General features: G+C 38.3%; 28 protein-coding genes and 2 riboswitches. Of the genes, 11 read left to right on the forward strand and 17 right to left on the reverse strand.

Annotated elements, in window-relative coordinates:
- The first annotated feature begins 178 nt into the window (after window positions 1–178).
- The gene (locus tag C406_RS0112130) at window positions 179–688 is read left to right on the forward strand and encodes a hypothetical protein (RefSeq protein WP_017380902.1); all 510 of its coding nucleotides are present in this window, start codon (window positions 179–181) and stop codon (window positions 686–688) included.
- Window positions 689–1,178: 490 nt separating this feature from the next.
- On the opposite strand, the gene corA is transcribed toward C406_RS0112130, so the two are convergent.
- Complete coding sequence (gene corA, locus C406_RS0112135; protein ID WP_017380903.1) at window positions 1,179–2,141, reverse strand: magnesium/cobalt transporter CorA; 963 nt, start codon at window positions 2,139–2,141, stop codon at window positions 1,179–1,181.
- A gap of 224 nt (window positions 2,142–2,365) precedes the next feature.
- On the opposite strand from corA, the gene C406_RS21260 reads away from it, so the two are divergent.
- Entirely contained in the window at window positions 2,366–2,488 is a 123-nt protein-coding gene (locus tag C406_RS21260; RefSeq protein ID WP_017380904.1) for a hypothetical protein, read from the forward strand.
- Window positions 2,489–2,548: 60 nt separating this feature from the next.
- Here the strand turns inward: C406_RS21260 and C406_RS0112145 are convergent, their stop codons facing one another.
- The 3 genes from C406_RS0112145 to C406_RS0112155 form a co-directional block, all read right to left on the reverse strand.
- Window positions 2,549–2,980: a hypothetical protein gene (locus C406_RS0112145; protein ID WP_017380905.1), complete on the reverse strand. Its 432-nt coding sequence runs from the start codon at window positions 2,978–2,980 to the stop codon at window positions 2,549–2,551.
- Window positions 2,981–3,129: 149 nt separating this feature from the next.
- On the reverse strand, window positions 3,130–3,696 hold the full coding sequence (locus C406_RS19920) for a hypothetical protein (protein ID WP_017380906.1): 567 nt from the start codon (window positions 3,694–3,696) through the stop codon (window positions 3,130–3,132).
- 169 nt (window positions 3,697–3,865) lie between these two features.
- Window positions 3,866–4,072, reverse strand: coding sequence for a hypothetical protein (locus C406_RS0112155; protein ID WP_017380907.1), 207 nt, complete (start codon window positions 4,070–4,072; stop codon window positions 3,866–3,868).
- A gap of 911 nt (window positions 4,073–4,983) precedes the next feature.
- Window positions 4,984–5,085: riboswitch (guanidine-I (ykkC/yxkD leader) on the forward strand.
- A gap of 55 nt (window positions 5,086–5,140) precedes the next feature.
- On the opposite strand from C406_RS0112155, the gene C406_RS0112160 reads away from it, so the two are divergent.
- Entirely contained in the window at window positions 5,141–5,476 is a 336-nt protein-coding gene (locus C406_RS0112160; protein ID WP_017380908.1) for a DMT family transporter, read from the forward strand.
- Window positions 5,476–5,790 (forward strand): DMT family transporter, encoded by a 315-nt coding sequence (locus C406_RS0112165; RefSeq protein ID WP_017380909.1) that lies wholly within the window; start codon window positions 5,476–5,478, stop codon window positions 5,788–5,790. The genes C406_RS0112160 and C406_RS0112165 overlap by 1 nt, the downstream gene beginning before the upstream one ends.
- 64 nt (window positions 5,791–5,854) lie before the next feature.
- On the opposite strand, the gene C406_RS0112170 is transcribed toward C406_RS0112165, so the two are convergent.
- From C406_RS0112170 to C406_RS0112205, 8 genes are all read right to left on the reverse strand, one after another.
- Window positions 5,855–7,378 carry a phytoene desaturase family protein gene (locus C406_RS0112170; RefSeq protein WP_017380910.1) on the reverse strand — a complete coding sequence of 508 codons (1,524 nt, stop codon included), beginning with the start codon at window positions 7,376–7,378 and terminating at the stop codon, window positions 5,855–5,857.
- Window positions 7,379–7,567: 189 nt separating this feature from the next.
- Complete coding sequence (locus tag C406_RS0112175) at window positions 7,568–9,043, reverse strand: phytoene desaturase family protein (RefSeq protein WP_017380911.1); 1,476 nt, start codon at window positions 9,041–9,043, stop codon at window positions 7,568–7,570.
- The gene (locus C406_RS0112180; RefSeq protein ID WP_017380912.1) at window positions 9,040–10,143 is read right to left on the reverse strand and encodes a glycosyltransferase; all 1,104 of its coding nucleotides are present in this window, start codon (window positions 10,141–10,143) and stop codon (window positions 9,040–9,042) included. The genes C406_RS0112175 and C406_RS0112180 overlap by 4 nt, the downstream gene beginning before the upstream one ends.
- Before the next feature lie 12 nt (window positions 10,144–10,155).
- A complete protein-coding gene (locus tag C406_RS0112185; RefSeq protein ID WP_017380913.1) occupies window positions 10,156–10,818 on the reverse strand; it encodes a lysophospholipid acyltransferase family protein in 663 nt (220 codons plus the stop codon).
- Window positions 10,815–11,573, reverse strand: a complete 759-nt coding sequence (locus C406_RS0112190) for a carotenoid biosynthesis protein (protein ID WP_017380914.1) — start codon at window positions 11,571–11,573, stop codon at window positions 10,815–10,817. Before C406_RS0112190 ends, C406_RS0112185 begins: the two co-directional genes overlap by 4 nt.
- A gap of 280 nt (window positions 11,574–11,853) precedes the next feature.
- Window positions 11,854–12,588, reverse strand: coding sequence for an SDR family NAD(P)-dependent oxidoreductase (locus tag C406_RS0112195; protein ID WP_017380915.1), 735 nt, complete (start codon window positions 12,586–12,588; stop codon window positions 11,854–11,856).
- Between the two features lie 263 nt (window positions 12,589–12,851).
- Window positions 12,852–12,962, reverse strand: coding sequence for a YjcZ family sporulation protein (locus tag C406_RS20220; protein ID WP_407670273.1), 111 nt, complete (start codon window positions 12,960–12,962; stop codon window positions 12,852–12,854).
- 124 nt (window positions 12,963–13,086) lie between these two features.
- Complete coding sequence (locus C406_RS0112205) at window positions 13,087–13,728, reverse strand: plasmid pRiA4b ORF-3 family protein (RefSeq protein ID WP_017380917.1); 642 nt, start codon at window positions 13,726–13,728, stop codon at window positions 13,087–13,089.
- A gap of 299 nt (window positions 13,729–14,027) precedes the next feature.
- On the opposite strand from C406_RS0112205, the gene C406_RS0112210 reads away from it, so the two are divergent.
- On the forward strand, window positions 14,028–14,615 hold the full coding sequence (locus C406_RS0112210) for a TVP38/TMEM64 family protein (RefSeq protein WP_237740557.1): 588 nt from the start codon (window positions 14,028–14,030) through the stop codon (window positions 14,613–14,615).
- 122 nt (window positions 14,616–14,737) lie between these two features.
- Here the strand turns inward: C406_RS0112210 and C406_RS20225 are convergent, their stop codons facing one another.
- Both C406_RS20225 and C406_RS0112220 read right to left on the reverse strand, forming a co-directional pair.
- Complete coding sequence (locus C406_RS20225) at window positions 14,738–14,830, reverse strand: YjcZ family sporulation protein (protein WP_017380919.1); 93 nt, start codon at window positions 14,828–14,830, stop codon at window positions 14,738–14,740.
- Window positions 14,831–14,987: 157 nt separating this feature from the next.
- A complete protein-coding gene (locus C406_RS0112220; protein ID WP_017380920.1) occupies window positions 14,988–15,545 on the reverse strand; it encodes a TVP38/TMEM64 family protein in 558 nt (185 codons plus the stop codon).
- 151 nt (window positions 15,546–15,696) lie between these two features.
- Between C406_RS0112220 and C406_RS0112225 the strand changes: the two genes are divergently transcribed.
- Complete coding sequence (locus C406_RS0112225; protein ID WP_017380921.1) at window positions 15,697–16,959, forward strand: hypothetical protein; 1,263 nt, start codon at window positions 15,697–15,699, stop codon at window positions 16,957–16,959.
- Between the two features lie 1,221 nt (window positions 16,960–18,180).
- Here C406_RS0112225 and C406_RS0112235 read toward each other — a convergent pair.
- The 3 genes from C406_RS0112235 to C406_RS0112245 are packed head-to-tail and all read right to left on the reverse strand — an operon-like array spanning window position 18,181 to window position 21,168.
- Window positions 18,181–19,110: a F510_1955 family glycosylhydrolase gene (locus tag C406_RS0112235; RefSeq protein WP_026045689.1), complete on the reverse strand. Its 930-nt coding sequence runs from the start codon at window positions 19,108–19,110 to the stop codon at window positions 18,181–18,183.
- Window positions 19,111–19,121: 11 nt separating this feature from the next.
- Window positions 19,122–19,793 carry a response regulator transcription factor gene (locus C406_RS0112240; RefSeq protein ID WP_017380924.1) on the reverse strand — a complete coding sequence of 224 codons (672 nt, stop codon included), beginning with the start codon at window positions 19,791–19,793 and terminating at the stop codon, window positions 19,122–19,124.
- 16 nt (window positions 19,794–19,809) lie between these two features.
- Window positions 19,810–21,168, reverse strand: coding sequence for a HAMP domain-containing sensor histidine kinase (locus C406_RS0112245; RefSeq protein WP_017380925.1), 1,359 nt, complete (start codon window positions 21,166–21,168; stop codon window positions 19,810–19,812).
- A 268-nt stretch (window positions 21,169–21,436) separates the two neighbouring features.
- Window positions 21,437–21,541, forward strand: a riboswitch (SAM riboswitch).
- Between the two features lie 161 nt (window positions 21,542–21,702).
- Here C406_RS0112245 and C406_RS19575 point away from each other — a divergent pair.
- Genes C406_RS19575 through C406_RS0112265 form a run of 5 tightly spaced genes read left to right on the forward strand, consistent with a single transcriptional unit; the run spans window position 21,703 to window position 26,938 of the window.
- Complete coding sequence (locus C406_RS19575) at window positions 21,703–22,536, forward strand: thiolase family protein (protein ID WP_017380926.1); 834 nt, start codon at window positions 21,703–21,705, stop codon at window positions 22,534–22,536.
- A complete protein-coding gene (locus C406_RS21060; protein ID WP_017380927.1) occupies window positions 22,509–22,868 on the forward strand; it encodes a hypothetical protein in 360 nt (119 codons plus the stop codon). Before C406_RS19575 ends, C406_RS21060 begins: the two co-directional genes overlap by 28 nt.
- Window positions 22,868–24,877 (forward strand): AMP-binding protein, encoded by a 2,010-nt coding sequence (locus C406_RS0112255; protein WP_017380928.1) that lies wholly within the window; start codon window positions 22,868–22,870, stop codon window positions 24,875–24,877. The genes C406_RS21060 and C406_RS0112255 overlap by 1 nt, the downstream gene beginning before the upstream one ends.
- A gap of 4 nt (window positions 24,878–24,881) precedes the next feature.
- A complete protein-coding gene (locus C406_RS0112260) occupies window positions 24,882–26,081 on the forward strand; it encodes an acyl-CoA dehydrogenase family protein (RefSeq protein ID WP_036654654.1) in 1,200 nt (399 codons plus the stop codon).
- 23 nt (window positions 26,082–26,104) lie between these two features.
- A complete protein-coding gene (locus tag C406_RS0112265) occupies window positions 26,105–26,938 on the forward strand; it encodes a MetQ/NlpA family ABC transporter substrate-binding protein (protein ID WP_017380930.1) in 834 nt (277 codons plus the stop codon).
- Window positions 26,939–26,950 lie beyond the last annotated feature (12 nt).

Below are 26,950 nucleotides of genomic sequence, written 5' to 3' on the forward strand. Positions count from 1 at the left end.
TCACTCCCTCCTACTCGATTGTCAACCTAATGTGTATGTGTTATGCCAGTTACGTACTTAAATCGAGGTTTTACGGACGGATCATCCAGTTTCTTGTTCAACTAACTGGGAAATTCAGCTCAATAAGAATATTGTCTTATCAGAAGGAAATACTACCTTAAATTAGGTAGGTGATTAGATGAAAAAAATATCATTAATATTTTTACTATTGCTGTTAAGTCTAACAACGGTGTTATATCTAACTTGGGAAAAATCACCAAAAGTAAAGGCAATAAATGAAGAAAGTGAACAATTATTAGAAGCGATTTCAGAGCCCTGTAGTCTAACGTTGGAATCTGTTGATAAAAGTCTGACGAATGCAAAAGGTGTAGCATTAATCTATAAAGTGCAATTAAACCCACCAAGTTTTGCAAGAACTAATATAAGTATTCTTGCTGTTCATCTTCCTGAACCATCTTCTTATGGAGACTTCGATAGCTATGAAGGCTTTGCGTCTATTCCCGAAGAAATAAGTTGGCGTTTTAAGCTTTATCCAACCCCAGAGGATAATGGTCCAAGTTGGGCTGGACGATTTGATTTAATTACAGCAGAAATGAAGAATGTCGAAGTTCAGGTGCGTCTCTCAAATTCCAAAACAAATAAGTTAGGACCAAGTGTTCTAACAAACAGTATTAAATACTGTAAATAGTTAATTCAACTAACTGGTGCTTGAAGAACCGGCTGCCTTTACAAGGCGGCTTTTCTTTTTGCCTAGATTTTAACCGTGTACCTATACTTAATTTCGTACAGGTTACTGAACTTAGAATATTGAACGAGTTCTTGAACATTAATGAAGGAATTAACCCTCAGAAAACACTGCAAATATGGGGTGTTCATTAACTCCTAAGTTTTGTTGCATTATGTCAATCTAGATTGCATGTGTTCAGCTACAGTAAAAGTAGGTAGTACCTTGTGGTTTAATACAAATTCATTATTTGCTTAACGAGCTGGTTTTGACGGAGCTGGCTATTTAACATATACATTCCCTGTTAGACCAGCCGCGCGCTGGAAAACAATCAACAAGCTATTAACAATGGCAAAAGAGATGAAGTGAATAGTAAAAGACATTTCCATATTATAAGTAAATTAAAGGAAAAGACCAGCAACTGCAAGTGCAGATGGTGGTCTTTTGTCTATTATTATTGCTTAAATAAATTCATCCAGCCTTTGTGTTTGAACCAAGCTAACATGGACAAACCAATTAATATCATTGCACCTAGCGCAATAAAGTAACCATATTTCATCTCAAGTTCAGGCATGTATTCAAAATTCATTCCGTAAACTCCTGCGATAAATGTGAGTGGAATGAAAATTGAAGACACAATCGTTAAAATCATCATGATGCGGTTCATACGGTTTGAGTTCATTGCCGTGTAGCTGTCGCGAATATCCGCAGTAAGTTCTCGGTTTGACTCGACAATTTCCGTCAGTTTCACAAGATGATCAGAAATATCCGCAAAGTATGTATGCTCGTGCGGTTGAAGGTCAAAACGACTCGAATTCAAAACGCGGTACATTAAATCACGCATTGGCATAATCGTTCGACGTAACCACAACAAGTCACTACGCATTTCAAATACTTTATCCATTGAAAAGTGCTTCATATCAAATGTCATCTGTTCTTCAATTTCATTTAGATGATCTTCAATCTTGTGAACAATAGGGAAATAAGAATCGACCACTTTATCAATAATTTGATACGTCGCGTAAATGGCACCACGTTCCCAAAATGAAGCATCACGTTGTAGTTTTTCGCGAACTACATCTAACTCTTCTACTGAAGAATGGTGAAACGTAACGACAAAATTTTTGCCAACGAATATATCTAGTTCCTCAGCTTCTAACGTCTGCTCATTCATCGTATGAACAACGAAAAATTGATAGCCATCGTAATAATCAATTTTAGGTCGCTGCAAACGATCTAAACAATCCTCAATAGAAAGAGGATGGAAATGAAAGAAAGAATCGAGTAATGACAATTCATCAGGAGTGGGTTTATCAAAATCAACCCAATACCAGTCAAACGGTTTTTTTTGAAGGTCTTCTAAAGGAAAATCAATTATTAATTGACTGTCATCGGTAACGCCAAATGTTCGAATCATAGTAAACCCTCGTTTCAACGTCAAAAATCTATATGTAGTGTACCACGAAACTAAACCACGCTTTCAAAGTAGTCGATCATGTTCACATCGAGTGGGAGAAATTTGTCAGTAGAGGGGAGGTATGTGGATAATTCTTCTAAATAATATCTTAACATGTCGTTCATACCCTCTTCATACTCATTCACTACAATAAACTTGCAAGTTCAAATTAGAGGAGGTCTCACATGAGTAGAAAGAAGAAATATTTTTCTATTGCTATCTGTTCATTTATTGCAATCGGAGGAACCTTTGTAGCATTCCCAGTACAGAAACGATCTAGTATACCTATACCGATGAAAGCAAGATAAAAGGTTAGTTAAAATAAATTTTTCATTTGCAGCGTGGAAATAATGAATAGAAATTACTATTTACATCCCTAATACAGTAATATACTTAGTTGAGATTTTTTTTGCCTCAATCCACACTTGAAAGTCGTCAATCATCAAGATCAGTTGCTTGAGGTTTGTATCATAGTATTCCATAAAGTCTTTCTCAGAATTGGTGAATGGAAATCCTATAATATCCTTCAATGTATCTGGGATAGGATTATTAGTTAGATAATTCTTCACTTTCTCCAATTCCTTCAAAATTAACTTCCAAGTATCAACTTCTATTTCATTGTAAGAAAAGTAATCGAATTTTTTATAGCACTTTCTAAAAGTAGGCATAATATAACAGAAGTTTTCTTCGGTAAAATAAATGGAAGACGTATTCCAACACTCATCTTTATACTTATCTGGCAGTATTTCAATATAACAACTGTCTTCGAGGGTAGCAACGTCATAAATTATTTCAATCATTTAATCACCCCTTGCCATTGTAAATCTTACTAATCTGAGATTAATTTGAAACCGTTGTATACCCATTATGATGTTTGATCAAGTATGAGAAATAAAACCAACTCAAATAATGTATGCATTCAGCTAGTAAAAGGATACTTTCTTTCAAGCTATTCACTCTTAAATAATCGATTCCATAAAGTAGGTTTTCCTTCCTCAGGCGCTTGCAGCATAATCTGTTCTTCCATTGCTTTTTGTCTTTCCCGTTGCAGTTGAATATCAAGTCGTAATTGCCCGATGCTATCAAGGAGTACTTGATCACGCTTTTCTTGATAGTATTTTTCGTTTTCAAGATGATCATGCAAGGATTTAATTTGATCATGCTGCATGCTTATCAATTCTCTCAAATTGACCAACTCCTCATGAATTTCCTGCGTCATATCGTTGTTGTATCGTTCTTTTACATTGTGAGTACCGCTAGCAACCTCTGCGTTTTCAGCTCCTATTGACCACAAATAAACAGCATCAGCAGATGATTTTAATGTCATATCAGCGTGTTGTTTTAATGCTATAAATTTTTGAAATGCTATCACGTCTTTATCGCTATACCAGCGTTGTTTTTGCTCATTACGATCAAATATATATCCAGACCCTTCTAAGAGTAACGAGTACTTTCTTAATGTGGATTCTTTTACATCGACCAATTCTGAAATCTCTGATGGACTATAAGATGCCATAATTTCTCCTCCGTACACTCATATTTTCAATCTCTTTTTATTATAGACGTAAAAGTAGCGAAGTTGTTCATTTATTCAAGCGTTATGACGCTGTAACAGTCTAGTTTAATAGCCAATCCAGTTGTTTAATAGAGCTTGGGAAAACGTTGCCCAAACTATGAGCGTCTCTTTACATAGCTTTAATGATTTTCACAACTCCATAAGCTGACAAATACGATAGCGGAATGAGTATAAATAGGATAATCATGCTAATCATTGACCCAAGGGATGAAGTAGGCATATATAGATTACTAAAGAATCCAAATAGCTGGAAAAACCCAATAAAAATAACGACAGATATGACAAGAATAATAATCTTATTGGTAATGAATTTCAATTTGATACCCCCTTAGATTTTTCGAGCAATGCCTTCTTACTTAGAGTTGTTATGTCTAACTCACACCTAAGCTGAAATGGGTCATAATGGCATTACAAAAGCTGGTGACACTGTATTTTGCGACGAGTAACCGCAGGAGCAACACGAAGTTGCGTATTTAGCCTTTTAGACCATCATGCGAAAACAAGTTTATGAATCGGTTGTATTCAGCGCATGTGATGAGCTAGAAGGCGCTTTCTGTTTTTCTTAAAACACATTAAGAACCCAGTGTTCATGGTGTTTTTAGTATATGGAGACTAACGTGCTAAATCGGAATTTCTTTGATGTGACACTCTTTAATTCGATTAATGTGAAGTTGTGATTTCCTTTTTTAAAACGTAAGTTTTCTCTCAGCGGAAGTGAATTTTGTTCAGTGGTCTATTCTTGATTAGTAATCTTTGGATTACTCAAGATAGGACGATTTTTTATATTCATTTTTAAAACTATATTAATTAGGTAATTGATTGTAGTGAAAGGCGGCGACTCCGGCGGGAAAAGCGAGACAGACGAGACCCCGCAGGGAGCGAATAGCGGACGAGGAGGCTTGGCGCTCGCCCCGCGGAACGCGTCCGCCTGAAACGGAAATCAAAGTTGATACTGTATGGAATATCCCTTTAAACTGATACTTAAATCAGCTGTCTTTTCTTAAAGGACTGGGCGTACTTTGCCTTGTTTTTCTTAAGTGGTTAATTGCTGATGACTAAAATACTTGTCAGAATATTTATTTAATGATGTCATTTGTTGGTATAAAATACAAGAGTTGATTTTTAATTTTCTATTATGGGTATGAGCACCTCTATTGACTCATGGTCTATTGTATAATAATCTAGCGTTACACGATAATTTCATAAAGCGTCATTTAGTCATATGACGATCAAGTTTTCTAGGGTTCCGCAAACAACTGGTTTGGTCTGGTCCAAGAGAAAACGCTTTGCGTATGCAAAGATACACGGAAGGATAAAAGCCTGGGAGATAACGTATTTTACGTTAATTTCTCAGGCTTATTTTTGTTGAAGGAGGTTGAAAAAGATGAATAGAGAATGGGTCAAAGTCGTCATTGCTGCATTTTTTGAAGTGTTTTGGGTTATCGGTTTAAAACATGCAGATGATGTTTGGACGTGGATCGGTACGGCACTTGCTATTGCGGTTAGTTTTTATTTAATGATAATGGCAGGTAAAACGTTACCGGTTGGTACGGTATACGCAGTGTTTGTGGGACTCGGTACGGCAGGGACAGTCCTTGCTGATAGTATGTTTTTTGGTGAAGATTTTAGCTTGATTAAAATCGGATTAATACTATTGTTACTTGGGGGCGTGTTGGGACTTAAGCTCGTGACAAAAGAAGAGGGAGAGGTGGCATCATAATGGCATGGTTATTTTTAATCATAGCGGGACTATTTGAAATGACAGGCGTTGTAATGATTAACCAAGTACATAAAAATCGTAATTGGAAATCGATCACTGCATTGTTCTCAAGCTTTGGTGCGAGCTTTATATTCCTTGCTTTCGCTATGGAAACATTGCCAATGGGAACGGCTTATGCCGTATGGACAGGGATTGGCGCTTCTGGTGGTGCCATTCTGGGCATGTTATTTTACGGCGAATCAAAAACCATTTTGCGTATTGTATTCATATTGATGGTTCTAGGCGCTGCGGTTGGATTAAAGTTGGTATCTTAAAATCATCATTAAAAAAGCATTTCTTTACGTTATAACGTTAAGAAATGCTTTTCTACGTTGAAGTTTATACTTCTTGTAATCTAGGTAGCGGTCGAATTGGAACGGTATCATGATTATTTTGTTCTAATATTCCATTTACCGTAATACGAGCGGATTCGAATATGGTTGGAAGGCCGCTACCTGGATGTGTTCCTCCACCAACAAGCCAACAATTATCAAGCTCTTCAAACTGGTTATGCGGTCTAAAAATCATCATTTGTGACAATTGATGGCCTAGATTAAACGTTGCCCCTTTGTAGACAAAGATGTCTTCTTCCCAATTTTGCGGTGTAATCATTTTTTCTACTTCAATATGTTCTTCGATATTTTTAAAGCCTGTTTTTTCTTCAATTATTTTTAAAATCACTTCTCGGAATTTTTGATGATCGTTTTCCCAATCAACGCCACTAAAGTTATTTGGTACTGGTGCTAAAATATAGAGGGTTGATTTGCCTTCTGGTGCTAGTGTTGAGTCAGTCACAACGGCATTTTGTATATATATGGATGGGTCTTCAGACAATAATTTCGTTTTTGAAATTTCTTCTACATTTTTTCTGTAATCGTTAGAGAAGACGATGGTATGGTGAGGAAGATCAAAACGTTTATTGAGGCCTAAATACAACATAAAGGTTGAACAAGAATATTTTTTCTTTTCAAGTTTTGCTGGTGAATATTTTTTTAATACACCTTTATCTACTAGGTTTGTCATAGCATGACCAAAATCACCATTAATAATGACTTCATCCGCTTCTACGCGTTCCCCGTTTTCTAAATAAACGCCTTTTACTTTTCTGCCTTCAAGCCATAGCTTTTTCACACCTGTACTTGTATGGATTTTTCCGCCGTGTTCTTCAACGACTTTCCCCATCGCTTGCGATAATCTGTTTAAGCCGCCTTCAACATGGTAAACTCCATACGCATGTTCCATATAAGACAAAATAGAAAAGGCACCTGGGCACTCCCACGGAGACATACCTAAATACTTCGCTTGGAATGTAAAGGCAAGCTGTAGTTCTTCTTCTTTAAAATACTTCGACAAAACTTGTACAAGAGATTTTGAGATTTCTAACTCTGGTATAGCTTTCAAAACCTTTGGCTGAAACAAGTCGATAAAACGATTCATCTTCGTTTGTAAAAGTGGAGCAATGGCGTCCATTTTTTTAGATGTATCCTCCATAAACCGTTCATATCCATCTCCATTACCAGGGTATAGTATTTCAATTTGTTCAATCATTTTTTCTTTGTCGCGTGTCATTACAAACTTTTTATCCTCAAAAATCAGTTCATACATAGGATCTAACTCGACCACTTTCACGTAGTCATGCAAGTTTCTTTTCGCTGCTTGAAAGACTTCTTCAATAACATAGAGCATATTTAAAAAGGTGGGGCCCATATCAAACTTGTAATCACCTAAACTAATTTCTGAATTTCTACCCCCAATATAAGACTGCTTTTCATATACGGTAACATCGTACCCCTTACTTGCTAACAACATGGCAGATGCTAACCCTCCCGGACCTGCCCCAATTACAATCATACGCTTCGACATATTGAACGACTCCTTTAATTTTTTACTGTACAAAGGTTATACAAGTATTATACAAAAATATTTAAATAAATCCAATACTTTAGTTCTAATTAATAAAAATGTTTTGTGAACAAAAAAATAGGTAATAAAAAAACACACTTTGATTTTCAAAGTGTGAATCGTTCAATCAAATATACATATTCATTCCTGCTATTTATTGAGTGAAATAATCAATTTTGCGACATTTTGTCCACTAAGTGTGACCATTGGAGAACCACCTCCAGGATGTGTACTTCCTCCTACAAAGAACAAGTTGTGGATGTCTCTACTACGATTACGTGGTCGAAGGAAGGCATCTATTTTGCGATTTGCGGATAATCCGTATAGTGCTCCTCGATAGGCACCAAATTTTTCACTTATGTCAATAGGAGTGAACGTTTTCTCGACTTCAAGATGCTCCTGAATATCCAGACCATGAGAAGAAAGCATTTGGTATATTTGGTCTTTATAACTTGAAGGATTTACTTGCATCTCCCCATTTTGAAGCAAGGCTGGTGCATTAACTAAAATAAATAAATTATCCCCACTTGGAGAACAAGCTGGGTCGGTATAAGAAGAATTACTCACATAAATCGTGGGGTGATGGCTGTAAGTTTGATGAGTAAATAAATCCGTAAACTCTTGTTGATAATTCTCTGAAAAAAAGACATTATGATGTTTTAATTGAGAAAATCGTTTTTTGACACCTGCTAAAATGACGAATGCGGAAATTGACGGCTCAAACTGTTGAACTTTCTTATTACTAAATGAAGGTCGCTCATCTTCAGAGACGAGTTCAGGATATGCCTTTAACAAGTCGGCATTCATGATGACATAATCGGCATCAATTCTTTCCCCATTTTGTAATTCAACACCTGTTGCTTTTTTATGAGTCACAAGTATTTTCTTCACTGCCGTTTCTGGATGAAGTCGAACTCCTAACTTTCGGGCTAAAGTGGTAAACGCTTCTGCAATTTTACTATTTCCTCCTTTAACATAGTAAACGCCTTCGACCATTTCTAAATAGGCGATCATAGCAAACGTTGCAGGGGCTTGGAAAGGGGAAGAACCGATATAAGTCGCATACCGATTATACGAATCTAGCATATTAGAATTTGTAAAATAGGAGGAGAAAAATTTGTGTAAGGATTGCCACGGGCGTACCTGTAACATAGCAGAGCCTAATGTAGGCGATGCATAATCACGCCAAGATTGAAACGTTTTAGGTAGAAAATGGCGCTCGGATAAATCGAATAAACGACTAATTTCTTTGATAAAAGCAGGATAATTACGAGCTCCCATAGGGTCGAGTGTTTCAAGTTGCTCAATCATATACTGTTGATCGCTAGAAAAATTAAGATGAGTGCCATCTGTAAAAATATTTTGGGTATGAGTAGGTAGTTTAACCATGTCGAAATAGTGATCAGCACGTTCACCCGTTTGTTCAATCACTTGTTGAAAGACATAAGGCATCGTAATGGTATTAGGACCAAAGTCGAAATTGTACTCGCCGAGCTGGACGGGCATAAGTTTGCCACCAAAATGACTGTTTTTTTCAAACAATTCCACATGAAACCCTTCATTTGCGAGTGTGATGGCTGCAGATAATCCGCCTAATCCACCTCCAATGATCACAACTTTTTTCATAAATAGTTTCTTCCTTTCCAGTTATAGGGCTGCTTTTTCCATGCTTTCCAAGTTGAACCCCATAGCACAGCTACAAGTGCGGTAGCGGATAAAGGCATCAAACAGGATATATATAATTGCTGATTTGATTTCCAATCTACAAAGGCTTTTTGTAACGTCAAAATTACATAAGGCAGCACGTAAAATGGTTGAAAGGTGAAAACTCCATAAACTAGTAAAAACATAGGAAGGATATAAAAAACACTATAAAAAATAGTTAAAAAAATGACGATGGGTATCGAACGTCCTACACCAACAAATATATTTTTTAAAAACCCTTCCCAGGTTTCTCCATTGGTTGCATACATTCGACACGACACGTTTTTTGTAATATTGGCAAGCAACACGCGATAGCCTTGTTCCTTCATTTTTCGTGCAATGTGAACATCCTCGACTAATGATGAATGGACGGCTCGATGAGTACCCATTTTCCGATAAGCAGCGTGCTCAAAAAACATAAAAGCACCGTTTACGGCAGTCGTTGCTGGCGTTATTGTCCAATTAGCCAGCGCAATGGGTAAGTGTAGCATCACGACAAAATGTTGCATCGGTACAAGCAGTTTACTTAAAAGAGTCGGAACTTCAAAAGCAGGGAACCCACTTAATAGTTTTGCCCGTTTCGTTTGAAGGAGCATCAGAGACTTTTCTATTGTTTGAGGTTGTAAACGAACATCCGCATCAATAAACAGCAAATAGTCTCCATTCGCCAGTTTTTGCAGTTGGTCGCAAGCATGAACTTTTCCAACCCAACCGTCTGGGAGTGGTTTACCAGAAATCATGCGAAAACGACGATCTAGTCCAATGGATTTGTACAAGATGGATTTGGTATGGTCTGTTGATTGATCGTCTAACACAATTACCTCCATGTTGGGGTAAGTTAATTGCTGTATATTGTGAATAAAAGCTTGTGCATTGCGCATTTCATTGCGCATCGGCACCAATACCGATATGAGAGGGTAAGCGTTAAGCTTAGCTTCTTTCGGTAAACTCGGAAGAAACATGGAGTTAATGATGGTCCACAGGAAAAAGACAAGTAAACAAATAATAATCGCTGCTATCATATTAAGACCCCTTTAAATTAAGTTGGAAAACAAGGCATGCTGTTCATGAACAACTCGCCCTTTTAATTCGTCTAACTGCAATGTACAAATTTGTTCAAGTGATTGTGTTTTGTCCTTGCGTTGATTTCCGAATAAATCCGCGTTGTAAAGTGGACGACCCGCTTGAATCCATACTTCAGGCTTTTTGTTATGGCCAAATGAATAATAGAAGCTTAATGGTACGATGGGTATTTCAGGATGGTGCTCGACCAAATACGCAGCACCCGTTTGAAATTGAAGGGGACGCTTTTCTATATGGAACTCATCGCCTTGTGGAAATAAACAAACGGTTTCCCCATCCTGTAATAGTTGTTCCGCGTATTGAAGAGATCGCAGAATGTCTTTTGGATGAGAACGATTGACTGAAAATGCGCCTAACCTTCTAAAAAAAGGATATTGTTTTAATCCGGATTCGTGCATCATCATATATAAGTCATGTTTAAATACAGTTCTACTCAAGTGGTGAAAAAGAAGTCCATCCCACCAAGAACTATGATTGGCGATAAAAAGTACAGGACTAGAAGGAATATCAATTTTAGAATGCCAATAGACTTTATCGAAAGAAGATTTTAAAATGCGCTTAAGATAAATCGTAAAGACAAAATCAAAGTATTTATTTTTTTTAGCTGGAATCATATGATTCTCCTTTTGTACACCATGATAAGAATCACAACGGTTAGTAAAGAAGTGAGCGAACTAGCAAGCCAAAGTTTTCCGATTATACCTAATAATACAAACATCGCAACGATAAGCCCGAATAACAAAATCATTCGTCCTTCCCATATAGGGTTTGTACGAATATTCCCAGTCCGTTTTTGAATAAGGAAAATGACAACATGAAGGATGAAGGCAACAATAAACCAACCGACAAAATTACTAAAAGGAATATCGTAATACATTCCCGGACCATCCCAAATCCAATATTGTTTCACTTTAAAAGCAACCGGATCAATGATGAGATCAATTACGACAGCAATGCTAGCTCCGATAATTATGCGAAGTAAGTTTCCTTTTGGCACGATTCTGGTGGCGATTGCATGAGAGGTTCCCATAACCATAAGCCACGCAAAACCAATGGCAATTGGAACATCGAATAAATTAGGCGTAAATCGATCTGTATAACTATAGTCGCCAAACAACACACCAAAAGCTGCGCCAAGATATTCAATTGAGAATGAAAACACAAAAATCACGCTACAAATCGCAATACCAAATTTCCAGCCAAAAAGCTTGAGAAAGTAGATACAAGCCAATAACCCTGCAAGAATGAGAAACATCACATTGGACCACTCAAGCCATGGGGGCAACAAGTCAAAACTAAGTAAAATCACGCCACAAATATACCAAATAATAAAGAATTTAAATAACAGATTCTCTACTTTCATTTTCATGCACCTCAAGACATCCTTATTTGTCGAATTATACAAAGTATAAAACGAATGTAGTAAATTTTCCTTTTTAAACTGTATTAATAGAGTTATCTTAAATTTTTAGGGAAATTAATAATGGGATTGTTAATTTTATAAATGTTTGATGCACGCCGTGACGACATGTTATGGAAGTGTAAACGAAGAAGTAGATTGAAGCGCATTTAAAAAGAGCTCACATGATGTGGGCTCTTAGCGATATTGTTTAATCATAACTTACAAGAAAAAACGAAAGAAACAGCTATTATTGAGCTGTGTATCCACCATCAACCATCAAGTTCGCGCCTGTGATAAAACTAGCTTCGTCTGAAGCAAGGAATACGACAGCGTTTGCGACTTCATGCGATTCACCTAAACGACCTAGTGGATGTAGTGACTCCAAGTGTTGCAACATGGCATCTTCCAATTGATCAAGCAACGGGGTTTTGATATATCCAGGACAAACAGCGTTTACACGAATACCTTGAGCAGCATATTCCAAGGCAAGTGCTCTCGTCAAATTGACCACGCCACCTTTTGCAGCTGTGTAAGAAGCGGTCGAAGCTTGTCCAACGTGACCTAAAATTGAAGCACAATTAATAATGCTGCCACTGCCTTGCTTGACCATCTCAATTAAAGCATATTTGGCACATAAAAATACGCCAGATAAGTTAATGGATATTGTTTTATTCCAATCTTCAAGTGTTAACTCATGAGTAGAACCAATTGAACCGACACCAGCATTACTAAATAAGATATCCACTTTTCCAAACGTCTCAACCGTGTGATTGACCATTGCCTCTACTTCGTCTTCCTGTGAAACATCAACATGTATAAAAGAGACCTGTTCACCGAGTTCTTCAGCAAGGTTTAGACCACGACTATCATCAAAATCGGCAATAACCACTTTTGCACCTTGATTGACCATTTCACGTACGGTAAATTCGCCAATACCACTTGCTCCGCCTGTAACAATTGCTACTTTGTCATGTAATCTCAAATAATAGACCTCCAGTAAATTGGATTTTTGTTCCACTCTATCGTAAGGTATTGTCAAACTATCAGTCAATTATTAGATTTGTAAAGATTATGTAGATGATACTAGAGTTTCTGTCTAATCGTTTGGGGAAAGGTACTATGGATGCCGGAAAAACACAAAAAAACCTGACCGCCTTATAAAAGTCAGGTTTTTTGTGTGTTATGTTGCACGGTTATGGGGGGAAAGGGTCGAGCATCATAATGGGGTTTGAGGACCAAAATTAATTAGTATAGAAAACTCGCACCTACGATAATTAATAAGATGAAGAGAACAACGATTAATGTAAATGTAGAACCACCGCCAGAACTATATTCGTATCCCATGCTAAACACCACCTTATATAGAAGGATGTTTTAGCATATGCACTTTTTTTGAGCTGACACGGGAAAAAGCATTGTTCACTCATAAGAACTTTGGGAATCCATTAAGTATTGAACTAGACGGTGCTTTTAGTTTTTCTTAGACCCATTCTTCTTTTAAATATTCATTCACTTTTGATAAATTAAACTTCATATATCCTTGTTCTTTTGCCCATTCTTTCATATGTGAGTGTTCGGGATCTTCTTTATCTTTCATGACACGTTTAAATTCATCATAACCGGGTGGGCCCCCAACGTCTTCAGGAGGACAAGTCCCTTTGCCTTCAAGTACTTGAGGATAATCGTACTCGTAATCTTCCACGACTTTTTCCATTATGACTTCATGTTCCCAGCCGTCACCAAAGTCATACATGTAGCGGAATTCCGGTGAGTCAATTACATATTGAGTCAAATCCACATCTCGAGCGAGTAATAATTGAACGCGGATGAATCTTTGATACATCTCGTCTGCAAACGACCCTTTTTCAGGCGGGTTCTTCATATAGTGTTGAGCCATTCCAAAATTTTCTGTAACTGATTCTTCATCTCCAACTAGCTCAATCGTTTTGTTGTTTGTTGAATCCTCAATGAAGAAATTAAACAAATGACTGTTTGTCCAACCAGTAGACGTTTGAATAACGGAATGTAAATCATAAAAATCTAGTGTTACAGGTACCACAATACGGCGCCATACTTTTGGTTTAACGTAATTTAACGTAATTAAAAATTGATAGCCTTTCATATATCCACCTCATCTATAGAGTTTTTTTCATCATAACATAGGAGCATTAATCTTTCCTTAGTTCGATGTTAAGAGAGGGCTTAAATGTCACGTTATTGTCACAGCAACATATTTGAAAGAAAAGACTTTAGAAGTATGCACCTAGATAACATGATATGATAAATGAAATTTCATGGTATTTAATGTCTAGGTATTAAAAAAAGTTGAGCAGGTGACAAATGAAAGACATCATTAAGAAAGTTACATATAGGAATTGGTTAATCTGGAGCAGCTTTTTTGTATTGTTCATGTTTTTACTATTGAATCGTCAAATTCTTACATACCTTGTAAATGGAGACGTTTTGGCTATTCGAGAGTTTTTGATCGAGAATTTGTTATATGCATATGTATTTATGCTAGTAATCATGATAATTCAAAATACATTTACGGTATTTCCTTTACTTCTCGTGATTACCATAAATATTACGTTGTTTGGATTCATCAATGGATTCTTATGGAGCTGGATTTCAAGTTTAATTGCGGCAACTATCGTTTTTTATAGTGTTCGTTATTTATTTCAAGAAAGATTAATTGAAAAATTCAAAAAAAAGTTAATTGAAAAAGTCGATGCGAATGGTTTTTCATATGTCTTTCAAGCTAGGATATTCCCTCTGGTTCCAACAAGTTTAGTCAATATATTAGCAGGATTAAGCACAGTTCGCTTTTGGCCGTTTTTACTTGCAACAACTATCGGAAACTTTATTTATTTTTTTGTTCTTGCCCTTATTCCAGCAGGACTATTATCGGATACCATAAATGAAACCTTCATTTGGGTTATATTAGTCGGTGCTATATTGGTGTACTATTTGATTAAACTTATTGTAAAAAAACGTAGTTCGTCTACCTAAAACGCTAAGAAACGAGCTTGCTCATAAAAAAAGCTGTTAACAAATTTAAAATAAAGAAGAGAGCGCAAATAAGCGCCCCCAGTGTGCTGAAGGAGTGGCTTTCTTTTCCTCTTGATTATTTTTTAGTAAAGAAAAGCTGCTCCAACAATAATCAATAAAATGAAAAGAACCACGAGTAAAGCAAAAGAAGATCCACCTTTATGTTCGTATCCCATAGCTAACACCACCTTCTATAGTAAGATGTTGTATTATATGCAATTCAACATGTTACAAATGGGGAAATGGTTCGCAATACTAGTACAGCTAATAGAATTGTACATACTTTTGCCTAGGTTAAATTGCTTAGTAAATGTTTAGTGTATGTAATAATACTCAATCATTTTTGCGATTTTTCACCTTTATCCAGACAAAAATGAGTAAAGCAATCGCTAATGCAAAGACAAAAAATTGTGCAGCGCTTGTCCATTTCACGATAGCGTAAGTTGAAGAAACTTCCATTAATAAAGCTGGAACTTTTCCTATGCTACTGGCCACTACAAACGACCCAAAACTCATTGTACCCACTGAAGCATAAAGAGTAACTAATCCAGACGGAACAAAAGGCATCATGCGCAAGCCAATTACAAATAGGAACGCTTCCCTTGGAGAAGCATACAGCAACTTCTGCAGACGGGGAGCATGTTTGGATCTATGATCAACAAATTTCCGAAATCCTTTTCTGTACAACCAAAATGCAACGAAACTTCCGATTGCTTCTCCGATCAGAGATACATAAAAGCCTCCCCAAAAACCAAAAACCGTTACATTTATAGCCGTTAAAAAGACACTTGGAATGATACCGACAATTGCGATACCTATATTTAGACAAATACTTAGCATTATCGCTAGTGAAAGTGGGATTGTATGTAAATAAAGTAATAAAGCATCCATTTATAGTAAGCTCCTTAAACAGGTTTCCTCTTATTAAAACATAAAATCCTCCTCTTTACCGACATTTCTTTTAATACAAGCCCTTTGTATAGTTATTCCATAATTACTGGGTATACTTGAAAGTATGAAAGAAGTCCAGGAGGGTATTTACATGAATAAATGGCATAAAGTAACAGCGTATACCATATTATCTTTGCTACTAGTAGCGGGGTGTTCAAATGACGACAACAATTATAAAGATGACGATGATATGGAAGAAATGGACCACGGTAACTCAAATGACAACAATAATAGCAAGACCTCTAGTAACAAGGAGTCATATGTACAAGCCCCTACGGTATTCAATAGTCAGGCGAGTGAAGGTTTAATTACACTAAACACTAAAAATGTTACACGTTTAATAAGTGATGTACCTATTGATACTTCTATAATGGTTGCCCAGATGATTTGGCCAGCTACACACAAAGAAAATCAACCAGGGACTGTCATATTAGCTCCAGTAGAAAACTGGCAATTAACAATGGCAAGTGCAAATCTCATTCATCATCCAAATAACGGACCGATTCTTTTCACACAACAAGGACAATTGACACAACAAGTTTTAAACGAAATTAATCGTCTAAACCCGAACGGCAATGTCGATGGAACGCAAATCCTAGTCATGGGTGAGTACAGTGAGTCTATGAAATCTCAGTTAGCTGAATATAAAGTAGACCAGATAGCCACGACACAACCCGCTGTATTTGCAGCATTTGTGGATGAAGCTTATGCTAATGTTTCAGATGGAGAGTATTCGCAAAGTGTAATCGTTGCGGCACTAGAAGATGAGTCACAACTTTATTCGCTCCCTGCTGTGAACTGGATTGCACATATGCCTGAACCAGTGTTGTTTGTTGCTAAAGATGAAATACCGGAAGCAACTTCTCAAGCACTAGCAAAAAGAAAAGATGCACATGTTTACATAGTTGGCCCGGAATCTGTAATTTCAGTTGAAGTAGAAAAAGAACTTAAAAATTACGGAAAAGTCACGCGTATTAGCGGTGAAACACCTACCGAAAATAGCATTGCATTTGCTCAATTTAAAGATAAAAAAACAGGCTTTGGATGGGGATTAACGGAACCAGGACATGGTATTTCGTTCATTTCAACCAAAACGCCTGAACTGGCACTTGGTGCTGCACCCTTCTCCCATTTAGGGAAACATGCACCCTTACTTTTCCTAGAAGATGGGGAAGTGAATGCTGACATGTATGAATTTCTTGCAACTATTAAGCCTACGTTTAAAAAAGAACCGTCTAAAGGACCTTATAATCATGGTTTTTTGATTGGCTCCGAAGCGACAATCTCTTATCAAACACAAGGAATCTTAGATGAGAAACTTGAAATTGTCCCAGAAGATGGTAATGGTCACTGAGGTGCAACGGAAACTAAAATATGAAAGTACAAAATGAGGTTACATAACCTATAGAAGGAAAAGACTAGCAATGTGACAGCGTCACATTGCTAGTCTTTTTCCTTTACGGGGTTTGCCACACGATAACGTGTCTCGAATCGCCAAAAAGATATGGATTTAATGTCGAGCGGTGGCTCAGTTGTAATTATTGGCTTTCACGTTGTAAAAAAAGACCTCCACGTTGTAAAAATCGTGATCCACGTTGTAATAGTAAAATTATGGAAGTTATTCATGTTAACTTGAAGCTCTTAAAGAATCACCCACAGAAAAAAAGCCATGTAGCGCTAGCGAAATGGCTACCAATTAGGTGTTTCAACTCTGTTTTACAGAAGGAGTTAAATGGTTTTTTTTTCGCTACGCTACCTAAAACCCTGCTATCTAGGTCTGTAGAAAATGGAATTGCACATACTTTAAAGCAAGCGAGTGACGACACATGCCGCAGGAGTCCTATACGAAAGACACCGATTGAAAGTGACTCTGTCACTTCAATCGGTGTCTTTTATTCTTGAGGTTATGGTGCAGCAGTTTTGCGAGACATAGTGATAGGAACCCAAGTACATTAGTGTATGGAGAATTATTTTTAAAGTTGAAAATTTCTTTAAAGTACCAGTGTTCATGGTGTTTCTAGTATATGTAGACTAACATGCTAAATCGGAATTTCTTTGATGTGACTCTCGTTAATTCGATCAATGTGAAGTCGTGATTTCTTTTTTTAGAAACGTAAGTTTTCTCTCAGCGGAAGTGAAGTGAATTTTGTTCAGTGATATATTCTGTTTAGTAATCTTGATTGCACATAATAAATCGTCCTATCTAAATATGGGTGTGGGTACTTTCATTTTAAAATAGGACGCTTTTTTATATTTATTTTTAAAACTATATGGCTATCACTGTTTATTTTTAAAAGGTGAATGATTGTAGTGAAAGGCGGCGACTCCGGCGGGAAAAGCGAGACAGACGAGACCCCGCAGGTAGCGCAAGCGGACGAGGAGGCTTGGCGCTCGCCCCGCGGAAAGCGTCCGCCTGTAACGGAAATCACTAGATTAATATAGAAGACTGTCTTATTCATCAGGTTATAGTGTGGTTTGCCCGGTTTTTCTTAATAGGACAGTATTAGCACCTTACCTCAATTGTGTTTTCGTAGCGCCGTTATAACGCTTGTCACGGCTTTATACTCTGCCAATATTACGGTTGAACCACTTTGCCTTTTTCCATGATAGCTGTCCATGATTTGCCGCCATCCTTTGTTACATAAATATCATTTTGCAACGTAACAATGGACAGTTCCTGCTCATCCATTGGGTGAACAGTGATAAAGGTGATTGGATTGTCACCCTCTATTTCAGGCAATGAAAGTATGTTTTCCTCATAATTATCTAAATCAAATGCCACAAGCTCAACTTTTTCTTCTTCAATTCTCGATACATAGCCAACTTCTTTTCCTATAGTCACATAGGTGACATAAGAACCGACTAATTTAGAAGAAAAATCTTCTCCAGCATTTGTTGACACGGACAGACCAGTGTCTGACCCAATCATAACCAAGTCCTTATCCTCAGGATGTGCAGCTAAGTTCGACGCTTTTTGTGAGTCAAACCCGTTCATCGCTTTTTGAACAAAGGATTCACCATCGTCATCTGTATAATGTAAACCTGGTTCTAATCCTTTAACAGGCATAGGATTAATTACGTATACTCGATTTGTATCATAACCAGCAGCTAAATAATGAAAGTCAATCTCGCCATAAAATGCGAGTTGCTCAATATTCTCTCCCAAATCAGTACTCTTCACTAAACCGAGGGGATCTTCTAGCGAAGAATCGGGTTCAGGATGACCACTAGAATAAAATCCTTTACTGACCGCTTGAAAACCCATGTAGTCATTTTTCTGTGAATTTGATTTTTTCCAAGTATCACCATCAAATGTGATGGGTCCTTGATGAGTAGCGACAAGTAATATATCTCCATTTGCTGGATACCCGATACCATGAATATGATCAATTACATTGGAATCATCGATAGCTTCATAAGTAAAATTAGATGTTTCTTCTTTCGAACATGCACTGATCAGAAATAGTACAAAAAGGATGACTAAAAATTTCAATTTTTTCTGCATATAATCCACCTTTACTTCCATTTGTAGCCAATTCCCCAAACTGTCACGATGTAGTCTGACGTTGGAAACCCAGCTGTTTTAAGTTTATCACGCAAATTCCGAATATGTGAATCGACTGTACGCAATTCTGTGAGAGACCGGTCAGGCCACACGACAGCAAGTAATTGTTCGCGCGTATAGGTTCTAGTGGGATGCGTCATAAATGTCTCCAACAATTGAAATTCTTTTAAGGTTAGCGTAAGCGTTTGGTCGTTTATACGAAAAGTATACGCAGCTAAATCCAAAATGAAACCATCTCGAATCAAGATGGGTGAGTCTGTAGAAGAAGAACGTCTTAGTACAGCATTTATACGTGCCACGAGCTCTTGTTCATCGAACGGTTTAATAATATAGTCATCAGCGCCTGCTTGCAATCCTTTTACTACGTCACTCTTGTCGGATCTAGCTGTCAACATAATAATGGGCACATCAGACTTTTGACGAATGGCTTCACACACTTGCCAACCATTCATAAAAGGCATCATCACATCAAGAAGGACTAAATCAACTGAATGTAGATCGAGGAGCTGTAATCCTTTTTGCCCATCATTGCTAATCAGACATTGAAAGCCGTTTGGTGTTAAGAATAAATCTAGTAATTCCAACATTCTCTTTTCATCATCGATACACAGAATCGTTGTCATTCACTCACCTGATTTCTTACAAAATGACAGTGAAAACACTGCCTTTCCCTACATCACTAATCACTTCAATACGTCCTCCATGTGCGTCAACGAGCTCTTTGACAATAGCTAGCCCAAGACCAGCGCCACCATATTCTCTAGAACGAGACTTCTCTACCCGAACAAGTTTTTCAAAAATCAATTCAAAATTATGTGGATGGATGCCTATCCCTTCGTCTTCTATTCGAATGACCGTTTGTCCATCTTGCAAAAAGACATCCATCCTTGTGGTCGATCCTATAGGCGAATATTTACGGGCATTATCCAGCAAATTTATGACGATTTGTTCGACACGAACCGGGTCTACAAACATCTCAAATTCTTCTCGAATCGACAGCTGCAAATACTTTTCTTCTAATTGAAAAGAAGGTTCGACACGTTGCAATACATTAGAGAAAAAGGGGCTTGATTGGACGCTTTCTTTTGAAATGGTGAATGTTGTTTCGCCCATTTGTGCCAGGTCAAATAAATTTTTTACGAGTTCAGTCAAACGAGTCGATTCTTCTTCTAAAATCGACACATAGCGCTGTCGGTCTTGTGCGGATAGGTCATCTCGCTTTAAGACAGAAGAATATCCCGATAAATAGGTGAGAGGAGTTCGTAATTCATGTGAAATAGCTGCAAGAAACTCCATACGTTCTTTTTTGGTATGCTCTAAATCATCCGCTAATTTTTGAATCGACTTTGACAATTCACCTAGTTCATCTCGACTTTGGTGAGTTAACTTGACTCGGAAATCTCCGGTACTTAGTCGTTCCGTCGCTTCTTTCATACGAATAAGTGGTCGAGTAATAATACGAGATAATCCTACGTACACCACAAACAAAATGAGTAAACTAGCCAAGCCTGCAATTCTAAAGTGTATATTTAATCTTTCCATAAGGGAATGAAGTGACTCACTTGATTCAAACATGACAACTGAACCTCGTTGACCATTTTCCGCTTCAAATGGATGTAACGTAACAATGTAGTTGTACTGTTGCCAATCATTAATGATAACTGAATCACGAGCAGGAGCGACTGTTAAATTTTGTTGGAAATTATCGACTAAAGCCTTCGAACTATCTGAACCTGCAGTCCACTGACGATCCAAATCTAAAATTGCAACTTGCCGTTCTGGACTCGACTCCATCAGCTCAATATGCATCAATGTTTCTTGTGAATAAGAATCTTGCAACACATCGCGATGGTTCGCCCCACGTTCAAGCAACTGCGAAAACTGGGCATCTTCTTGTGCATGAACAATCGTGCGATGCAAGTAAATCATCATTAATCCCTCTAAGATCAACACAGCTAACAAAAAATACGCCGCTAACTTCATCGAAATACGATTCATCTCTTACACCATCCTCAACTAACTGCGTTTAATTGTACACGATAAATATGAAAAAACTGTGCAGAACACACTTGATTTCCCTATAAATGTAAGAGTTAACTTTCGAGTTTAGTGCTGGCAGGAATAAATAAGTAGAAAATAATTTCTTTACAGTAGTGTCAATGATGTAAGCGTTTACTAATGTAAAAACTGTAAAAACAAGGATTGACATTAACACCTAAGCGATTTAATATTCTAACTACAAAGAATATTTAACCAATTTAATAGAAACTTATCAAGAGCGACTGAGGGAACAGGCCCTGTGAAGTCCAGCAACCTCCTATATGGAACGGTGCTAAATCCTGCAGAATGATGTCATTCTGGAAGATAAGGCGATTTATTAGAAACCGTAGCCTCTTTCAAAGTGAAAGGGGCTTTTTTGTACCCAAAAAGAGGGTCTGTATGATATTAATGTCAATCCTAACCTGGTGATTCCGTGTCAGTCGATAAATGAAAGTGAAGAGTAACTTGTGAAAATTGAAAGGGGAAAAGAATATGTCTGTTGTTATTTTAGAAGGAGTTCGAACACCATTTGGGAAATTTAAAGGGAGTCTTTCAGGCATCACAGCAAAACAGTTGGGAACTGCGGCTGTTGAGGAACTACTAAGAAGGGTTCCACAATCGAGAAATGCAGATGGCGTTATACTTGCTCAGGTTATTCAGGCGGGGCAAGGTCAGAATCCTGCGAGAAAGGTAGCGGTGGATGCCGGAGTAGATTTATCCGTACCAGCTATCACGCTAAATAATGTGTGTCTAGCAGGCTTGGTTTCGGTATCGGATGCAGCCAGACGAATCGCCTTACACGAAGGGCAGTTGTACATTGTGGGCGGGTATGATTCGATGACCAATGCCCCACACGTCGCCAATTTACGGAAAAACATCACGCTTGGAAAAGAAGTATTTAGCGACACGCTTGACGATGGACTGTGGTGCTCTTTGTCTGATGAATCGATGGGCGTTCTGACAGATACCATTAACAAGGAGTTAGGGATTACGCGCTACGAGCAAGATGAGTATGCACTTGCCTCACAACAGCGTGCATATAAAGCGGTGACTAAAGGGTATTTTGAAAACGAGATCATACCAGTAACAACAAAAACAGGAATTGTAACCGAAGACGAAGGGATTCGCCCAAATTCTTCTTTTGAATCATTATCAAGATTAAGACCCGTTTTTCTTGAAGATGGAACGATTACAGCTGGCAATGCTTCTCAAATGTCTGATGGAGCAAGTGTGGGGATTGTTGCGAGTGAGTCGTTTGCTAACAAAATCGGCCAGACGCCACTTGCTAAAATCATTGGTTGGGCAGATATTGCAGTCCAGATGTAAGCCTACATTTAAAGCCAGCACAAGCCATTGAAAAAGTACTTGAGAAAACGGGTCACACACTAGCTGAAATTGACCTCTTTGAAATAAACGAAGCATTTGCGAGTGTTGCCATTGCAAGCTGTAAGAAACTAAAAATCCCCTTTGAAAAAGTGAATATTAACGGAGGGGCAATTGAACTCGGTCATCCTTTAGGTGGCACAGGATTTCGCTTGCTACTAACGCTTATCCATGAGTTGAAAAGACGTGGAGGCGGAAAAGGAATCGCAACCCTATGTGGAGGAGGCGGTCAAGGCACCGCAGTTTTAGTGGAAGTACCTAAGGGGTGGCAATAATGACAATGAACGTAAAAGAAGCATTCAATACATTAAATAATCAGGAGCTTGCATGGTATCCAGATGACACGCTCATTAACAATGCGAACATCACTTTATTCAATAGTAAACACGGATTAGCTGATATTGAAGAACTTCATAAGAAATCAATTAGCGATCCGCAATGGTTTTATGAAAGTCTGCTTAATGAACTCGATGTAACGTGGCACGAGCCTTATACCGAGTTGCTGAATACGCAAAATGGGATAGCTTTTCCGGAGTGGTTCAGTAAGGGAAAAACAAATCTTGTCCACTATACGATTGAGAAACAAATTATCAACGGCAGAGGCGATCATCTTGCTTTTATTTGGGAAGGTGAAGATGGAAGCACTGTTTCTTATACCTTTAACGAACTTAATAAAAAAGTTAATGAGCTAGCGGCTGGCCTTATATCATTAGGAATTGTAAAGGGCGACCGAATTGGTATTTATTTGCCGCCAATACCAGAAGCGCCTATTTCATTATTCGCCTGCGCAAAGATTGGTGCGATAGTGATCCCTGTGTTTTCAGGTTACGGGTCGGAATCTGTGGCGTTACGGTTAAACGATAGTCAGGCGAAAATGTTGATTACAGCTGACGGTTTTTATCGTCGTGGAAAAGTGATAAACACGAAAGCTGAAGCAGATCGTGCAGTTAAACTTGCGCCGACTATTGAGCATGTCGTGGTAGCTAATCGCACAAACCAAGATATTAACTGGAATCAAGACATAGATATTTGGTTACATGACTTGACTGACAAACATGTAGATCAAACTGTGGAGACAGAGAGACTGCGTGCAGATGATCCATTCATGATTATGTATACCTCTGGCACGACTGGCAAACCAAAGGGTACTGTCCATACTCATACAGGATTTCCTTTAAAAAGCGCAATTGACCTTTACTTCTGTTTTGATATAAAAAAAGACGACCGAATCTTTTGGCTGTCGGACTTTGGTTGGATGATGGGGCCTTGGCTATTCTTAGGCGCAGCGGTTCACGGTACGACGGTTGTTTTTTACGAAGGTAGCCCTGATTTTCCTCATGAAGGTCGATTATGGGAACTCATTGAACGCCATCAAATTACGACTTTCGGAGTTTCGCCTACCTTAATCCGTTCGCTCATGACGAAAGAAGCGCAAGTACCACAACTTCCATCCTTAAGGATACTAGGGTCAACAGGAGAACCATGGAACGCGGAAGCATGGTTTTGGTTTTTAGATCATGTAGGAAAAGGCAGATGCCCGATCATAAATTATTCGGGAGGAACTGAAGTGTCAGGGGGAATTCTTGGCACATACCCGACTATTCCGATAAAGCCATGTGGTTTTCATGGGCCAATTCCAGGAATGGCAGCCACAATCGTTAATGAAAATGGACAAAAAGTTGAGAATTCCATTGGTGATTTGACCATTTCAGTTCCGTTTATTGGCATGACAAAATCGTTTTGGAATGACGATGAACGGTATGTAAGTGCCTACTGGTCGAAGTGGGAAGGAATTTGGGCACATGGAGACTTTGCTGCTATCGACAAACACGGTTTCTGGTATTTACTCGGTCGGTCCGATGACACAATGAAGGTTGCGGGCAAACGAATTGGCCCGTCAGAGATTGAAGCAGCGGTTACTTCTCATGACTTGGTGAAGGAATCTGCGGCAATCGGTATTCCCCATAAAGTAAAAGGGGAGGTGCCTGTAGTCTTCGCTGTCTTGCATGACGCAAAGGTAGTTCCGTTAGAGAGCGATTTACAGAAACATGCTGAACGTTCACTCGGAAAAGCACTTAAACCGCAACGAGTCATGATCGTTTCCGATATTCCATATACCCAAAGCGGGAAGATTGCCCGGCGCGTGATTAAGGCTCTGTATCTTGGTGAGGATCCAGGAGATGTATCGACATTAAGGAACACCGCCGTTCTGAAGGAAATAAAGGAAAGAGGTCAGGAAAGTGAAACTACTTTTAGAGAAAAAAGTGAATCCACAGGAGGCTGAGTTTATGGAATATGAAACTAAACACGCCAAGTTGTCCGAGGATTTATCAAGACCATTTTTCAAAACGGAACAGCACAAAACACTATTTCAACAAACTGCAGTATTAGCAGATCGCTTCAGTACAAGAGCTGCTGAAATAGATGAAACGGGTCGCTTTGCATTTGAAAACTTTCAAGAATTAAAAGATTCTCACTATATTTCTCTATCTGTTCCAAAAGAATATGGGGGTAAGGAAATTTCATTATATGAATTTCTTCTGTTGCAGGAACGACTCAGTCAAGGGGATCCTTCTACTGCCTTATGTATTGGTTGGCATGTTGGCGTAATTTTTGATCTTCGTGAGAAGCGCAACTGGAAGGAAAAACAGTTTGAACAACTATGCAACGAAGTGGTTCAAAATCAGGTGTTAATTAATCGGGCGGCTACTGAGCCAGCGACAGGAAGTCCGACTAGGGGAGGTAAGCCTCAAACCACTGCCGTAAATACCAATGGTAAATGGTCGCTTACAGGTAGAAAATCTTTTACCTCGATGGCTCCTGCTCTCGATTATTCACTGGTAACCGCAACGATTGAGGAAACGGGAGAAATTGGTGTCTTTTTAGTTGATCACAAACTTCAAGGAGTAAGTGTCGAGGAAAACTGGGATATGGTTGGAATGCGTGGTACCAGAAGTGATGATCTAGTTTTAAGTAAGGTGGAACTTGCTCTAGATGCTCTAGTAGAAACGGAAACAGGAAACTTAAACAATCAACCAAGGGCTTGGCTACTACATGTTCCAGCTTGTTATCTTGGAGTGGCGATTGCTGCCAGAAATTATGCCGTTTCATTTGCTTCAGAGTATAAACCGAACAGCCTGCCAGGACCAATTAAGGATGTACCCGAAGTACAGAGGAAAATTGGCGAAATGGAGCTAGAGCTTTTAAAGGCAAGGCATGTTCTTTACTCGATTGCACAACGATGGGACGAAGAGCCGTCTAAACGTTCAGAGATGTCAGCAGAGTTAGCAGCAGCAAAACATGTTGCAGTAAACAGTGCCAACGTAGTGGTTGATTTAGCCATGAGGATCGTAGGGGCAAAAAGCCTTCAAAGATCAAATCCACTGCAGAGATATTACCGAGATGTGAGGGCGGGTCTTCATAACCCACCAATGGACGATGTTGTCATTTCACTATTAGCGAGACAGGCTTTTGAATCTTATAAATAAACACTACCAAGGAGGAAAAACTATTGAAATTTTATAAAATAATATCTATAACTATCATTCTGATCCTATCGGCGATGTTATCCGCATGTTCAGCTACTGAAAAAACGAATGCTCAATCCGACAACAAGAAAATCAAAATTGGTGCAACCGCAGGACCTTATGGGGACCAGCTAAACGAAGGCATCAAGCCCTATCTTGAGAAAAAAGGATACGAAGTAGAAGTCGTTGAATTCAACGATTATATCCAGCCTAATGTTGCACTGAACGAAGGGGACATTGATGCCAATGTATTCCAAAATTTTAATTATTTGAAGAATTTTGCTGAAGAAAGAGATATGGACATGATTGAATTGATAAAGGTACCAACAGCACCAATTGGTATTTATTCTAAAAAGCACAAATCTATCGATGATGTCGAAGATGGTCATACAGTAGCTACATCAAATGATCCAGTAAACCAAGCACGTGCACTGATCATGCTTGAACAGATTGGCTGGGTCAAATTGAAAGAAGGAATTGAACCAACAAAAGCATCTGAAAAAGATATTGCTGAGTATATAAAGAAAATAGTAATTGAACCACTTGATCCTGCACAAACGCCAAGAGCACTTGAAAGCGTAGATTATGCATTTGTTAATGGCAACTTTGCCATATCTTCCGGTTTAAAATTATCAGAAGCCGTTGAATTAGAAAAAACGCCGCCTTCTTACATGATCGGGGTTACGTTAAGAGGAGAAGATGAGGACAGCCAACTAGGAAAAGACCTGATAGAGGCTTACCAATCAGAGGAGTTCAAGAAATTAAATGAAGAAAATGAGAAATACCAAGGCTATGTTTGGCCCGATTGGATGAAATAAAAAGAGAAAATC

Origin of the sequence: Paenisporosarcina sp. TG-14 (assembly GCF_000297555.1) — a bacterium.
Taxonomy (GTDB): Bacteria; Bacillota; Bacilli; order Bacillales_A; family Planococcaceae; genus Paenisporosarcina; species Paenisporosarcina antarctica.

Bases quoted from the DNA above. Each gene is read 5' to 3' on its own strand.
- C406_RS0112160 (WP_017380908.1), top strand. From the start codon at position 5,141: ATGAATAGAGAATGGGTCAAAGTCGTCATTGCTGCATTTTTTGAAGTG.
- C406_RS0112240 (WP_017380924.1), bottom strand. From the start codon at position 19,793: ATGACAACGATTCTGTGTATCGATGATGAAAAGAGAATGTTGGAATTA.
- C406_RS0112130 (WP_017380902.1), top strand. From the start codon at position 179: ATGAAAAAAATATCATTAATATTTTTACTATTGCTGTTAAGTCTAACA.
- C406_RS19575 (WP_017380926.1), top strand. From the start codon at position 21,703: ATGTCTGTTGTTATTTTAGAAGGAGTTCGAACACCATTTGGGAAATTT.
- C406_RS0112260 (WP_036654654.1), top strand. From the start codon at position 24,882: ATGGAATATGAAACTAAACACGCCAAGTTGTCCGAGGATTTATCAAGA.
- C406_RS21260 (WP_017380904.1), top strand. From the start codon at position 2,366: ATGAGTAGAAAGAAGAAATATTTTTCTATTGCTATCTGTTCATTTATT.
- C406_RS0112145 (WP_017380905.1), bottom strand. From the start codon at position 2,980: ATGATTGAAATAATTTATGACGTTGCTACCCTCGAAGACAGTTGTTAT.
- C406_RS0112235 (WP_026045689.1), bottom strand. From the start codon at position 19,110: ATGCAGAAAAAATTGAAATTTTTAGTCATCCTTTTTGTACTATTTCTG.
- corA (WP_017380903.1), bottom strand. From the start codon at position 2,141: ATGATTCGAACATTTGGCGTTACCGATGACAGTCAATTAATAATTGAT.
- C406_RS0112170 (WP_017380910.1), bottom strand. From the start codon at position 7,378: ATGTCGAAGCGTATGATTGTAATTGGGGCAGGTCCGGGAGGGTTAGCA.
- C406_RS0112190 (WP_017380914.1), bottom strand. From the start codon at position 11,573: ATGAAAATGAAAGTAGAGAATCTGTTATTTAAATTCTTTATTATTTGG.
- C406_RS0112165 (WP_017380909.1), top strand. From the start codon at position 5,476: ATGGCATGGTTATTTTTAATCATAGCGGGACTATTTGAAATGACAGGC.
- C406_RS0112205 (WP_017380917.1), bottom strand. From the start codon at position 13,728: ATGAAAGGCTATCAATTTTTAATTACGTTAAATTACGTTAAACCAAAA.
- C406_RS0112180 (WP_017380912.1), bottom strand. From the start codon at position 10,143: ATGATAGCAGCGATTATTATTTGTTTACTTGTCTTTTTCCTGTGGACC.
- C406_RS0112175 (WP_017380911.1), bottom strand. From the start codon at position 9,043: ATGAAAAAAGTTGTGATCATTGGAGGTGGATTAGGCGGATTATCTGCA.
- C406_RS0112225 (WP_017380921.1), top strand. From the start codon at position 15,697: ATGAATAAATGGCATAAAGTAACAGCGTATACCATATTATCTTTGCTA.
- C406_RS19920 (WP_017380906.1), bottom strand. From the start codon at position 3,696: ATGGCATCTTATAGTCCATCAGAGATTTCAGAATTGGTCGATGTAAAA.
- C406_RS0112245 (WP_017380925.1), bottom strand. From the start codon at position 21,168: ATGAATCGTATTTCGATGAAGTTAGCGGCGTATTTTTTGTTAGCTGTG.
- C406_RS0112255 (WP_017380928.1), top strand. From the start codon at position 22,868: ATGACAATGAACGTAAAAGAAGCATTCAATACATTAAATAATCAGGAG.
- C406_RS0112185 (WP_017380913.1), bottom strand. From the start codon at position 10,818: ATGATTCCAGCTAAAAAAAATAAATACTTTGATTTTGTCTTTACGATT.
- C406_RS20225 (WP_017380919.1), bottom strand. From the start codon at position 14,830: ATGGGATACGAACATAAAGGTGGATCTTCTTTTGCTTTACTCGTGGTT.
- C406_RS0112220 (WP_017380920.1), bottom strand. From the start codon at position 15,545: ATGGATGCTTTATTACTTTATTTACATACAATCCCACTTTCACTAGCG.